This is a genomic window from Dyella kyungheensis, assembly GCF_016905005.1.
Taxonomy (GTDB): Bacteria; Pseudomonadota; Gammaproteobacteria; order Xanthomonadales; family Rhodanobacteraceae; genus Dyella; species Dyella kyungheensis.
In genome coordinates this window covers 461,553-474,656 of record NZ_JADIKC010000005.1, presented here as the reverse complement: position 1 = coordinate 474,656, position 13,104 = coordinate 461,553, and the positions used below count along the sequence as shown (strand labels likewise).

The 13,104-nt window shown below is 62.9% G+C and carries 11 protein-coding genes; 10 read left to right on the top strand and 1 reads right to left on the bottom strand.

Annotated elements, in window-relative coordinates:
* Window positions 1–8 precede the first annotated feature (8 nt).
* From ISP20_RS13510 to ISP20_RS13485, 6 genes are all read left to right on the top strand, one after another.
* The gene (locus tag ISP20_RS13510) at window positions 9–518 is read left to right on the top strand and encodes a GNAT family N-acetyltransferase (RefSeq protein WP_204636606.1); all 510 of its coding nucleotides are present in this window, start codon (window positions 9–11) and stop codon (window positions 516–518) included.
* 8 nt (window positions 519–526) lie between these two features.
* Window positions 527–763: a hypothetical protein gene (locus ISP20_RS13505; RefSeq protein ID WP_204636605.1), complete on the top strand. Its 237-nt coding sequence runs from the start codon at window positions 527–529 to the stop codon at window positions 761–763.
* A gap of 51 nt (window positions 764–814) precedes the next feature.
* Window positions 815–1,243, top strand: coding sequence for a DUF4259 domain-containing protein (locus ISP20_RS13500; RefSeq protein WP_204636604.1), 429 nt, complete (start codon window positions 815–817; stop codon window positions 1,241–1,243).
* A gap of 335 nt (window positions 1,244–1,578) precedes the next feature.
* Window positions 1,579–2,307, top strand: a complete 729-nt coding sequence (locus ISP20_RS13495; protein WP_204636603.1) for a ZIP family metal transporter — start codon at window positions 1,579–1,581, stop codon at window positions 2,305–2,307.
* Window positions 2,304–3,272 (top strand): CDP-diacylglycerol diphosphatase, encoded by a 969-nt coding sequence (locus tag ISP20_RS13490; RefSeq protein ID WP_204636602.1) that lies wholly within the window; start codon window positions 2,304–2,306, stop codon window positions 3,270–3,272. Before ISP20_RS13495 ends, ISP20_RS13490 begins: the two co-directional genes overlap by 4 nt.
* Window positions 3,226–4,554: a phospholipase D-like domain-containing protein gene (locus ISP20_RS13485; RefSeq protein ID WP_204636601.1), complete on the top strand. Its 1,329-nt coding sequence runs from the start codon at window positions 3,226–3,228 to the stop codon at window positions 4,552–4,554. The genes ISP20_RS13490 and ISP20_RS13485 overlap by 47 nt, the downstream gene beginning before the upstream one ends.
* A gap of 16 nt (window positions 4,555–4,570) precedes the next feature.
* Here ISP20_RS13485 and ISP20_RS13480 read toward each other — a convergent pair whose 3' ends face one another.
* Window positions 4,571–5,344: a TetR/AcrR family transcriptional regulator gene (locus tag ISP20_RS13480; RefSeq protein ID WP_204636600.1), complete on the bottom strand. Its 774-nt coding sequence runs from the start codon at window positions 5,342–5,344 to the stop codon at window positions 4,571–4,573.
* Window positions 5,345–5,594: 250 nt separating this feature from the next.
* Between ISP20_RS13480 and ISP20_RS13475 the strand changes: the two genes are divergently transcribed.
* The 4 genes from ISP20_RS13475 (at window position 5,595) to mdcA (ending at window position 13,101) form a co-directional block, all read left to right on the top strand.
* Window positions 5,595–7,751: a TonB-dependent receptor gene (locus tag ISP20_RS13475; protein ID WP_204636599.1), complete on the top strand. Its 2,157-nt coding sequence runs from the start codon at window positions 5,595–5,597 to the stop codon at window positions 7,749–7,751.
* Window positions 7,752–7,765: 14 nt separating this feature from the next.
* The gene (locus ISP20_RS13470) at window positions 7,766–10,021 is read left to right on the top strand and encodes a GH92 family glycosyl hydrolase (RefSeq protein WP_204636598.1); all 2,256 of its coding nucleotides are present in this window, start codon (window positions 7,766–7,768) and stop codon (window positions 10,019–10,021) included.
* Between the two features lie 59 nt (window positions 10,022–10,080).
* Window positions 10,081–11,214 carry a phosphatidylinositol-specific phospholipase C1-like protein gene (locus ISP20_RS13465; protein WP_204636597.1) on the top strand — a complete coding sequence of 378 codons (1,134 nt, stop codon included), beginning with the start codon at window positions 10,081–10,083 and terminating at the stop codon, window positions 11,212–11,214.
* Between the two features lie 240 nt (window positions 11,215–11,454).
* A complete protein-coding gene (mdcA, locus tag ISP20_RS13460) occupies window positions 11,455–13,101 on the top strand; it encodes a malonate decarboxylase subunit alpha (protein WP_204636596.1) in 1,647 nt (548 codons plus the stop codon).
* Window positions 13,102–13,104 lie beyond the last annotated feature (3 nt).

Below are 13,104 nucleotides of genomic sequence, written 5' to 3'. Positions count from 1 at the left end.
CAACTACGATGGACGATGCGACCAGCTCCGACAGCACGATCGATTTTCTAGAGACGACGGCGAACTGCAGTCTCTTTCATCGCATCAGTGCCTACATGACAGCCGAACTTCGCCAGGGCGGCCACGACCAGCCCGAGGGCTCACTCACTGCGGACGATCTGCAGCACGCTCATGCAATCTTCGCATGTCGCGAATTGTCGGTAGTTGGCATGATCGTGGTGAGTTTCCATGCGGATGCCGAACTCGCCAGACTCTATCGCCTCTGGATTGCTCCCTCGGCGCGCCGCTCAGGAATGGGGCGCGCCTTGATGATGCACGCCGAACGTTTCGTGGCAGGGAAGGGCGGCCGGGTCATCGAGTTCGATACGGGGCACGATCTCGTCCCAGCGGTTGCCCTCTATCGAAGCCTGGATTACAAAGAAAAACCGTTCCTGGAGCGGAGCCCGAGGAGTCTCTTGTTCCGGAAGTCCTTGGCAGCAGCTGAATTCGAATCTGGGCGACCGACGAATACATCATGAATGACCCTATGAAAATTGATCGCGTGCAGACGGGTGTGCGGATCGAGAAGCGGATATTGAAGGTGCTCAAGAGCCTCGCGGAGACCATGGACATCTCATTGGGCGATCTGATCGAAGGGATCGCCTTGCATGCCTTCGAGAACAAGAAGCCCTTTTCGACCAAGACGCTGCAGCACATCCAGAAGCTGCGAGAGGTTTACGGCCTGGATCTGACCGCCGACGACAGCCACAAGTTGAAGGAATGAGTGCGTCGCGGATGGAATGTTTCGGCCAGCTATTGAGGTAAGGAGAGGCAGATGGGTGCTTGGGGTGCAAGAGTCTTTGACGACGACACCGCGTTGGATTTCCTCGAGGAACAGCTGATTCCGCGGGCCGACCCACGGGTCGTCATGCGCAAAGCGTTCGAGGCCGCGCTTGCCGCCGATTACGTAGAATACGACGCAGGCCAGGCCGTGCTTGCTTCCGCAGCCGTCATCCTGTCGGCGAAGAACGGGCAACCGTTGGACGACGACGAAACCGAGGCCCGGGTAGCCTGGCGCGAGGGACTGGCCGCACTCGACTTCGCCGCCCTGGCCGAGCTTGGTTCGAAGGCCTGTTTGCGGGTATGCGGCAAGTCCAGCGAGCTAAGGGAGCTGTGGGAAGAGGACGCCGATTTGCTCTCCGCCTGGATTGGCAATGTCGAGTCGTTGGCGAGAGGTCTCAAGCAAAACAGCTCTGGCCAATGACCCGTAAAGCGGCCACGCGAGCCAAGACATGAAAGCCCGCTGCGCCTTTATAGCTAGAGGCGCCGATATCGAGCCACTCGTTATCACGAGCAGCGCAGGAGTTTGCGCCGCGGTCTCGCCGCGTGACGCGCGATCGCCCTTGTCGTTCTAGATGTGCCATGACTTCCGGCAGGGCTGCATCCGTCGTCCTTGCACTGCATCATTATGTTATAACATAACATGTCAAGCTGACAGCGATGGAAACGAGAAGTGGACGCCAGGCTAAGCACCGCCGCGTTCATGGACATTGATGTCGTCAAGCAACGGCTCATTAGGACGTATCAGTGCATGCTCGTGTGATCGAAATCTTCCTGTCGTCCCTCATCCTCGGGGCGACATCCTTGTTCTCGCGTGTCGTTGTCTGGATGCCCGGTGGCATCCGGACTCGCTGGTTGCCATGGCTCCAGGCGGTGGCGGTAGGTTTGCTTGTCGGCGACAGCCTTTTGCATCTCTTGCCGCACGCACTGGGGTCACACGACGACTTGAGCGAGATCATGCTTGCCTTTGTCGTTGGCGCGACGTTTCTCGCTTTTGTCGAAAACGTAGTGCGCGCGCACCGCAGCGATGGAGGCGTGGTCGCGCCGGCCGCACGGATGACGCTTACCAGTGATTTCATTCACCATTCGGTCGACGGAATCATCCTGGCTGGCGCGTTCCTGGCAAGTCGTCCGGCGGGATATGCGGCGCTTGCGGCCATTGCGATCCACGAGATTCCCCGCGAGATCGCCAGCGCCGGCGTGCTGGTTTCCAACGGCTACGATCCGCGGCGCGCGTTCTTTCTGTCGCTCGCCATGGCCATTGCCGTGCCTGCCGGAGCACTCGCCGTGGCAGCGACGTTGCCGTCGGAGAAATCGGCCGCATTGACGGCGGCGTTTGCCGCGGGCTCCATCCTGTACGTCGCCCTGGCGGACATCCTTCCCGCGGCCTGGCTCAAGGCCGCCGGAAGTGCGCGATGGGCGCCAGCCATCGGTATTGCCACTGGCGTCGTGTCCATGTGGCTACTGGCCCGGGGCGAACAGTCATGACAGATGAAGGCTTCATGCGGACGGCCAAAAAGAGCGCGGCCATCCGTTCGGTGATGCGCCGCTGGCCGTGGAAGCGACGGCTGTGCTTCGTTGGCCTCACTCTCGCGCTGGCAAGCCTGTCGCAGGAAATCCCCGCCGATAACCCGCCGCAAGCACCGGACGGCATCAAAGACCGAAATGCGCTTTGGAAGAGGGTAGGTCGAGTCTGCGCACCGGCAGCGATTGCCGGCGCCCATCCGCCATCGCCTTGCACCGAAGTTCCAGGGGAGGGAGCCCATGGCGGCTACGCCATCCTGAAGGATCAGATCGGACGCTATCAGTATCTGGTGATACCCTTTGACCGCATCAGCGGCGTGGAAGATCCGGTGCTTCAGACGGCGCGCTCGCCGAACTACTTCGCGCGCGCCTGGGAGGCGAGGTCATATGTGGAAGCGGCATTGCACGGCCCCCGTGCGCGCGACCAGCTAATGCTCGCCGTGAATTCCCGCTACGGAAGATCACAGGATCAACTTCACATCCATATCGATTGTGTGCGGTCGGATGTGCACGGGGTTCTGCAACGCCTGCTTCCCAGCTTGGGCAACCAGTGGCAGAGGCTGGCTGAGCCGCTGCCTCCTTTTGGGCATGCCTATGACGCCCGATGGGTGGACGGCGCATCGTTGTCCGTCGACCCGTTCAAGTCCTTGGCGGCAGTGCTGCCGGCTGGCGATGCCATGGATCTCCATGGCCTTGCCGTCGTCGGCGCGCGGGCGCCGGATGGCCGTCCGGGATTCATCCTGCTCAGCACCAAGGCGACCTTCAACCCGGGCAACCGCGGCAGCGCCGAGGAATTGGAAGATCACCAATGCGCGATTGCCGGTGAATCTTTTCACGCCGATACCGTCATTCCGCTTCCCACGAGGCATCACGAGTCCCCGCATGAAACAGTCTCAAGCAAAGAAGCCATTCTCCTGGGTCCGCCCTGAGGCACGAAGCGTTGGGTCGATCGCTCTCAAGCTGATCTGCACATGCATCGGCGCGGGACTCTCTTCGTTGTCGATCGTTGCCGCCAAACCGGTTCCGCGTTCTCCCGAAGCCGACTTTCAGATCGTCGAAAGCGTGCCGGAGGCAACGTTCTATGGCGAACCCGGCGTGCCGCGTACGCAGGCCGTCTGGCTGCAGATGATCCGCTCGGCCCACAAGAGCATCGATGTGGCTGCGTTCTACATTGCAGACAAGCCGGGCGGCGGGGCGCTTTCGCCCGTATTGGATGCGCTGGCCGAACGCGCCGCCGCAGGTGTCGCCGTGCGGGTGCTGGTGGATCACACGTTTCTCAAGAACAACCAGGAGGGCGTGGACCGGCTGCGGCAAGTACCCGGTATCACGATCCGCGTGCTGCCCGTGGACGAATTGACCGGCGGCGTGCTGCACGCCAAGTACATGGTGGTCGACGACGAGACCGTGTTCATCGGCAGCCAGAACTGGGACTGGCGGGCGCTTGAACAGATCCACGAGATAGGGGCGCGCATCCGCAATGAGCGCTTTGCGAAAACCGTGGAAGCATCCTTTGAATTCGACTGGCAATTGGCCGGCCATCCGGATTTGCCCAAGGCAGCCCAGGCAGCCCAGGCATCACCGGACTTCACGCCCGTGACCGAAGACAACCCGGTCGTTCTGCAGGATGGCGGTTCTTCACCGATCACGGCTTTCCCCGCTTTCAGTCCGTCGTCATTGATGCCTGCATGGGTCAGCAGCGAAGAGGGGGCGTTGATCCATATGATCGGCGCGAGTCAGCACGTCTTGCGCGTCCAGGTCATGACGCTGTCGGCGATCAAGCAATATGGCGCCAAAGGCTGGTGGTCCAGCCTGGATACGGCCATTCGCGACGCAGCCGCCCGGGGTGTGGACGTCCGTATCATCGTCGGCGACTGGTCGCTCACTGAGCCTGCGCAGTCTTACCTGAAAAGCCTGGCGTCACTGCCCAACATCACGGTGAAGTTCAGCCGCGTCCCGCCATCGCCGAGCGGATTCATCCCTTACGCGAGAGTCGAGCACGCCAAGTATGCCGTGGCGGATGACGACCAGTCGTTCGTGGGCACCGGCAACTGGGAGTGGAGCTACTTCCATACCACCGTGGATGTGTCGGTGCGCGTGAATGGAAAGTCGGCGGCCGGTACCTTGTCGTCGATTTTTGATCGCGACTGGAATGGCGGTTACGTGACGACGATCGTCCCCGGCCAGAGCTACGCGTCACCACGAACCCATTGAACGGCGATGGGCGCGATCAGCGTTGCCGCGTCTTGCGCGCGGCAACCGTCTTCTTCGTGACCTGCTTCTTCGGTGCCGCTCGCTTCTTCAGCGTACCCGCGTAGGCTTCCTCGTTCTCCACGAACTTGTCGTAGTAGCGTACGACCATGTCGGCCACTTCGGCATTGATAAGGTTGCCGTCGAGTTGCGGATTGTCGATGACCATTTCCGTCGCGGCGTACATCACTTCGGTGGACAGGCGCATGGAGAGGCGCAGCGCGGCTTCGTCCGCATGCGGATAACGGCCGCGCAATGCGTCGTAGCTGGTCTCGGTGACGGACTCGTGCGAATCCAGGCGGATGTGTCGCAGCGTGGGCACCGCACGCAAGGCGCGCATGATCCACGCCGAGCCGGGAAAGGCCATGGTGGCGGCGTTGATGCGCGACTGCATGTCGCGCAGGCCGCGCGTGGTGGCGTCGCGCGAGCCGTCGTAATGCAGTTGTTGCTCCGCTTCCAGCCACTCGCGATAGGCGCGGTTCTGGCACGCCATCAGGCGCTCGCCGAGTTCCTTGAGGATGGCGTATTTGTTGGGGAAGTAGCGGTACAGCGCCGGCGGACTGATGCCCGCTTTTTCGCACACCATGTTGGTGGACAGCCTCTCCACGCCCACGTCGCCGAGCAGTTGCGCGGTGACCTCGAGGATCAGCTCGAACGTTTCCACCGAGCGCTGCTGCACCGGTTGCTGCTTGGTGTCCAGGTCGATCTTCGCCGCGCGCGCAATGGTTTTCTTGGCTGCCTTGCCGGTACTCATGCGTGTTCCTTGTTGGTCGAACGGATGGCGACGCGAGCGGCGACATTAGCAGCCTTGATTGCTCGCACGCATGCGGTGCTGATGTCGTGCCGGTGGCCTCGCCACACGAGCGTCAACTTGTTGTCATGACAGAAAGATAGTTTTCACTACTCTTTCCCATGGTCGCACATTTCAGCCGCTCCGACACGATCCCCGGGCCAGCACGGCTCCGTGGCGGGTGGCTGCGTGCCAACAAAGGAGTCTGTCGTTCATGCGTCAAGCAATCCGTCTCGGCCTGGGCGTGGCTGCCCTGGCCGCCGCCTGCGGCGTGGCCGCACAGGACGCGCGCAATCTGCAAGGCATTTCCGTGTCGGCCGCAGTCGACGATCCCAATGCAGCGCCACCGGGTACGGCATCCGCCCTGGCGCCCTCGCAGGCGAGCCTGTCGGAACTGGAGCCGCAATCCATCCTCAACCGCAACTACATCCAGACCATCGCCTCGCCGAAGGACGATTACCTCGCGTTGCTCGAACTCACGCCCTCAGCGATCAACGCGTCACCCAATGGTGCGGGCTTCTCCAGCAAGAGCGGCACGGTGCGCGGTTTCCAGGACGGTGAGTACGACGTGAGCTTCGACGGTATTCCGTTCGGCGACCCGGGCGCGTTCGGTCATGCGACCACGGCGTTCTTTCCCGCGCCATCGCTCGGTGAGGTAGTGGTGGATCGCGGCCCTGGCACGGCCAGCAATCTTGGCAATGCAACCTTCGGCGGCACGGTGGCGCTTTACTCGGCACCCACCACGGACAAACCCTCCGGCCAGCTCTCGACCATGTACGGCAGCGGCAACACCTGGCAGGTGGCGGGCGAGGGCAACACCGGCACGTTCGGCAACCTCGGCACGCAGGCGTCGGTGAACTACAGTCATCTGGAAACGGACGGCCTGCTCGACAACGCCGGCCTGAAGCAGGACAACGTGCTGTTCAAGATCAAGCAGCCGCTGGGCGAGCACACCACGCTTACCCTGGTCGCCGATTACAACAAGGTCAACTGGAACACCTTCACCGCACAGCCGCGCAAGCAGACCGATCGCTACGGCATCGATTTCGGCGGCCTGACCGATGATCCCGACACGCAGGGTTTCTACAAGTACAACGTGGACGATCGCCACGCGGATTTCGAATACCTGCAGCTGCATGGCGACTACAACAGCTGGCGCCTGGACAACAAGCTCTACACGTACAGCCTGCGCGACGGCGGTCCCGGCGGCGTGGACCTGCTGGGCAACACGCCCAACCAGGCGTTGCTGCCGCACGGCGGCGTGCCGGGCGCGGTCAACCACAGCGCCTATCGCGCCTGGGGCGACATGCTGCGTGCGGAGAAGGACCTGGGCACCGGTTGGCTCGACAGCACCTTGCGTGCCGGCATCTGGGCGGAGCGCGCGTACCAGAGCCAGCACGAGGTGACGGTGGATCTTTCCACCATGACGCCGCGCACGCTGGCCGGCACGCCGAACGACCAGATCATCGACACCAATGCGCACTCCAACACCACGCAGAGCTACGTGGAAGTGGAATGGCGGCCGGTGGAGAACCTGAGCATCGTGCCGGGCCTCAAGCACGTGAACTTCGATCGCACGCTGGATGGCGTTTCCAACTTCCTGCCGGTGGGCGGCAGCGGCCACTTCAGCACGAACCTCGGCGCGGTGGCGGTGAACTATCGCTTCAGCCCGAATCTCTCCGGCTATGCGCAGTGGGCGGAGGGCTTCCAGGCGCCCAAGGTGACGATCCTGCAGGGCGACGGCAGCCAGGTCAATCCGCAGACCACCAAGAACTACCAGGCTGGCCTGGTGTGGAAGACGGAGCAGACCGTCGCCGACATCGACGTCTACTACATCGACTTCGGCAACCTGGTGAACAGCGTGGAAGAACCGATCGGTCCGGACGGTTCGCTGATCAGCGTGTATTTCAACCAGGGCGGCGTGATCTACAAGGGCATCGAGGCCGAGTTCACGCGTGTGCTCGGCCATTCGGGCTTCAGCTTCACCGCCAATGGCAGCCTCAACAGCGCGTATTCGAAGACCACGGGCCTGCAGATTGCCAACGCGCCCAGCTCCACCGCCGACGTTGGCTTCATCTACGACCGCGGCCAGTTCTACGGTTCGTTCCTGACCAAGTACGTGGGCGCACGTTACACGGCCACCGGCGAGACCAGCGGTGCCAACTACAACCCGAACGCGCGGCTGCCGGCGTACAACTATACGAACCTGAATCTCGGTTACCGGTTCATGCCTGATCTAAGACTGCAACTTTCATTGAATAACCTGTTCGACCATCGCAGCGTCATCCAAGGCAACGGCGCGGCGACCAACCCGACGTTCTATTACCTGTCCGGACGCAATTACACGGTCCAGATGACCTATACGTTCTGAAGAAGACAGTCGACATGATCCTGATGAAACGCTACCCATCTCTGCGCAAGGCCTTGCGCATGGCCATCTTTGGCCTGGCCACACTTGCTCCCGCACTTCCCGCGCTGGCCGCCGAGCATGCGGCGGACGTTGACCCCCTGATCGGCGAGGACTGGTACGGCGAGGTATTCGTCGGCGCCACCACGCCGTTCGGCATGGTCAAGCTGGGACCCGATATCCGTGGCTTCGGCGCCCGCAAGGGTTTCCAGAGCGAGGGCGATATCCGCGGCTTCAGCCATTTGCATCTGAGCGGTGGCGGTGGCAAGTACGACAACATCCGCGTGGCGCCGGTGACGGGCACGCTCAATCCCAAGGACATCCATTCACCACGCAGCGGCGAGCAGGCGAACGCCGGCTATTACGCGGTCAACCTGGATCGCTACGGCGTCAAGGCCGAGCTGACCGCGACGCGTCGCGTGGGCATGCATCGCTATACCTTCGCCCAGGCCGGCGACGCGCACATCACGCTGGACCTGGATCTGCTGGAGAAGGGAACGGGCGAGGAAACGCAGCGCTTCCTCGGTGGCGAGATGTCGGTGGTCTCACCCAATGAGATCGTCGGCGTGGGCCGCTATATCGGCGGCTGGAACGAAGGCGGCGAGTACGACGTGTATTTCGACCTGATCACCGACACGCCGTCGCAAGGCGCACAGACGTGGCTGGGCGACACCTTGAGCGCGACGCCGAAAGCCAGCACCGAGACCGATCGCCCGCTGGGTGGATCGCTGGATTATCGCGTCACGGCCGGGCAGACGATCCAGGCCAAGGTGGGCATTTCCTTTGTCAGCGCACAGCAGGCGCATCGCAACGCGACCGAGGAAGTGCGTGACTGGCGCTTCGACGACGTGCGTGCCGCTGCCGTAGCGCAGTGGAACAAGGCACTGGGCCGCATCGAGATCGGTGGCGCCACGGAAACGCAGCGCCGCCAGTTCTACACCGCGCTGTACCACACCATGATGATGCCGTCGGACCACACCGGCGAGAATCCGAAGTGGTCCTCGAAGGAACCGTATTACGACGACTTCCAGGCGATCTGGGACACCTTCCGCAGCGATGCGCCGCTGTTGATCCTGATCGCACCGGATCGCCAGCGCGATATCCTGCGTTCGCTGATCGACACTTATCGCCACGCCGGTTACATGCCCGATGCACGCGTGGGCAACGACAACGGCCGCACGCAGGGTGGCAGCAATGCCGACGTGCTGGTGGCCGATGCCTATGTGAAAGGACTGGGCGGCATCGACTACGCCACGGCGCTGAAGGCGGTGGAGAAGGATGCGCAGGTGCCGCCCGCCGACGCGCGCAAGGAAGGTCGCGGCGGCCTGGAGTCGTACAACAAGCTCGGGTACATCGCGCAGCCGACCGAACGCGCCGGCTCGCGCACCGTCGAGTACGCCTATGACGATTTCGGCATTGCCGAAGTGGCCTGCGGTCTCGGCCATGCGAAGGACGCCGAGCTGTACAAGGCACATGCTGGCAACTGGGCGAACCTGTGGGATGCCTCGTGGCAGCAGGAGGGCATCACCGGGTTCCTGCGCCCGCGCAACGCGGATGGGAGCTGGGCGCCGCAATACCTGGTGCGTCGCGGCACCTGGCCGGATTTCTACTATGAAGGCGACCTGTGGACGTACTCGCTCTACGCGCCGCAGGACGGTCGCAAGCTGGTGCAGCTCTCCGGCGGCAACGAGGCCTTCGTGAAGCGGCTGGACGCCTTGTTCGACGGCCTGCATTTCGACATCACCAACGAGCCGGGCTTCCTGATTCCCGATCTGTACCTGTGGGCCGGCCGCCCGGACCGCACGGCGGATCGTCTGCTGACCTATCTGCACAAGGCCTTCAAGGATTCGCGCGACGGTATTCCGGGCAATGACGATTCCGGCGCGATGTCCAGCTGGTACGCGTTCCAGTCGATGGGCTTCTATCCGAACGCAGGGCAAGACGTGTACCTGATCGGCACGCCGTCGTATCCGCGCGTGGACATCGACCTCGGTGGCGGCCACACCTTCACCATCGTCGTGGACAACCTCGATGGGCACAGCGTCAATCGCTACATTCAGTCGGCCACGCTCAATGGCCAGCCGCTGGACAACGCATGGTTCCGCCACGGCCAGATCGCCAAGGGCGGTACGCTGAAGCTGGTGATGGGACCGACACCGTCGCACTGGGGCACCACGACACCGCCGCCGTCGCTGTCTGATCCCGGCTTCGCGCTCTGCACGGCCAAGCGTTGATTCCCTGCATCGCGCCGGCAGGTCCGGCGCGTTCTCCCCACGATTCCAGGATGTTCGCCATGCTTCTCCGTCATTCCATTTCATGGTCGCTGTTTGCGTTGACCGCGGTTGCGCTGGTGTCGCCGGCGGTAGCCGACGATGCGCTGCGCATCAACCAGATCCAGGTCATCGGCACCCACAACAGCTACCACATGGGCTTCGCCCCCAGCGCCACGCGTCTGATGCAACTGGAAGCACCGCAGGCGCTCGCCGCCATCGACTACAGCCATCCCGCGTTGACCAAACAGCTCGACGACGGCGTGCGCCAGATCGAGCTCGATGTGTTTGCCGATCCCAAGGGCGGCAAGTACGCGCATCCGTCGATCTCGCACATGATCGACCTGGCCGGCCTGCCGGACGATCCGCCGCTGGCGGCACCAGGCGTGTTCGACCAGCCGGGTTTCAAGGTGATGCACATCCAGGACATCGACCAGCGCAGCACCTGCCAGCCATTCACCGCCTGCCTGACCGAAGTACGCGCGTGGTCGAAGGCACATCCGGGCCACGTGCCGATCTTCATCCTGGTCGAGACGAAAGAGGGCGCCCTGCAGGCGAAGATTCCCAGCGTCACACCGGATCCGTTCACGCCCGCGGTGTTCGATGCGTTGGACAAGGAGATCGCCTCTGTCTTCGCACCCGACGAAATCATCACGCCCGACCAGGTGCGCGGCAGTCATGCCACGCTCAATGAAGCCGTGCGCGAAGGTGGCTGGCCGACCCTGACCAAGGCACGCGGCAAAGTGGTGTTCCTGCTCGACCAGCGCAAAGCAGAGCCCGTCTATCTCGAAGGGCATCCGGTGCTGAAGGATCGACTGATCTTCACCAATGCCACACCGGGCGCGCCGGACGCAGCCTTCACCGAATGCAACGAGTGCAGCGCGGCGCAGATCGACGAACTGGTGCATCGCGGCTACCTGGTGCGCACGCGTTCGGACGATCCCGAGCAAGGGCAGGGCAAGCGCAACGACGGCACCCGTCGCGACGCCATCATCAACAGCGGCGCGCAGATGATCAGCACCGACTATCCCGTGAACGAGCCGTCCGATCATGGTTATCAGGTGGGCTTGCCCGGTGGCGTCGCCGCCCGTTGCAACCCCGTGCTCGCGGCGGATGCCTGCAAGGGCAAGACGCTGGAGAAGCTGGCCAGCCATTGAGTTGGCCAGGTGGCCCGTCGCCGATCCGACGGGCCACTGCACGGCGCTGCTGCACTTGCCACGGGTCTCATCGGGGATTCCTCTGAATCCCCTCTGATAACTTCATAAACCCACGTCGTTCCGCGCGTTAGGATCTTTCCATCGAGTACGAGGCATGGCGCAGCGGCCTTTTGACCGCGAATCCGGATGCTCTCGCTTGTCGGCGGAAAAGGTCTGACTGAGATACGCGGAGGATTGGGTATGACCGTTTGGAACAGCGCGCAGCGTCTGCGCGATGAAAGGATACGTGCGGGAGCGGCCTACGCGCAGGGCAAGCGCGTGGCAAAGGCGGACGCCACGGCCCTGCTCGAGGCGGTCATCCGGCCGGGCGACCGGGTATGTCTTGAAGGCGACAACCAGAAGCAGGCCGATCTCCTGGCCAGCGCGTTGGCTGCGGTCGACAAGAACAGGATCCATGACCTGCATATGGTGCAATCGGGCGTGGTGCTGCCCGAGCACCTGGACCTCTTCGAGCTGGGCATCGCCAGGCGCCTCGACTATGCCTATTCGGGGCCGCAGTCCCAGCGCATCGCCAAACTGCTGTTTGGCGGCAAGATCGAGCTGGGCGCGGTACACACGTACCTGGAGCTGTTCGCACGTTATTACGTCGACCTCACACCCCAGGTGGCGTTGATTGCCGCGGTCAGCGCGGATCGCGAGGGCAATCTCTACACGGGACCCAACACCGAGGACACGCCAGCCATCGTCGAGGCCACCGCGTTCAAGGACGGCATCGTCATTGCGCAAGTCAACGAGATTGTCGACAAGCTGCCCCGCGTCGATATCCCGGGCGACTGGGTGAACTTCGTCATCGAAAGCGGCAAGCCGTTCTACGTCGAGCCACTGTTCACGCGAGATCCCGGTGCCATCACCGAAACGCAGATCCTTACCGCCATGCTGGCCATCAAGGGCATTTACGCGCCTTATGGCGTGCAGCGCCTCAATCACGGCATTGGCTTCAACACGGCGGCCATCGAGCTGTTGCTGCCCACCTACGGCGAACGCCTGGGGTTGAAGGGAAAAGTGGCCAGCCATTGGGCGCTCAATCCGCATCCCACCTTGATCCCCGCGATCGAATCGGGCTGGGTGCAGCAGATCCACAGCTTTGGGTCGGAAGTGGGTATGGACGCCTATATCCAGGCGCGGCCCGACGTGTTCTTCACCGGCCCCGATGGTTCCTTGCGCTCCAATCGCGCCATGAGCCAGACCGCCGGCCTGTATGCCTGCGACATGTTCATCGGCTCCACCTTGCAGATCGACCTGCATGGCAATTCATCCACGGTCACCGCCGACCGCGTGGCGGGTTTTGGCGGCGCTCCCAACATGGGCAGCGATGCGCGCGGCCGGCGCCATCCCAGCCAGCCCTGGTTGCTGGCGGGCAAGGAGGCCGATCCCGATAGTCCCGCGCCGTTGCGTCGGGGACGAAAGCTGGTCGTACAGATTGGCGAGACCTTCGGCGAGAAGAACGCACCGATGTTCGTGGAACAGCTGGACGCCTTGAAACTGGCCTCGAAGCTCGACCTGGAACTGGCGCCCGTGATGGTCTATGGCGACGATGTGACCCATATCGTTACCGAGGAGGGCATTGCCAACCTCTTGCTGTGCCGAAGCAACGACGAGAGGGAACACGCCATTCGCGGCGTCGCCGGCTATACCGACGTAGGACGGGCGCGCGACAAGAAGCTGGTGCAGCAGCTGAGGGAGCGCGGCGTGATTCGGCGCCCGGAAGATCTGGGCATCGATCCGTTGGACGCCGATCGCCGCTGGCTCGCAGCTCGCTCGATCAAGGACCTGGTGCAGTGGTCCGGCCATTTGTATGCACCGCCGTCCAAATTCCGAAATTGGTGAGGA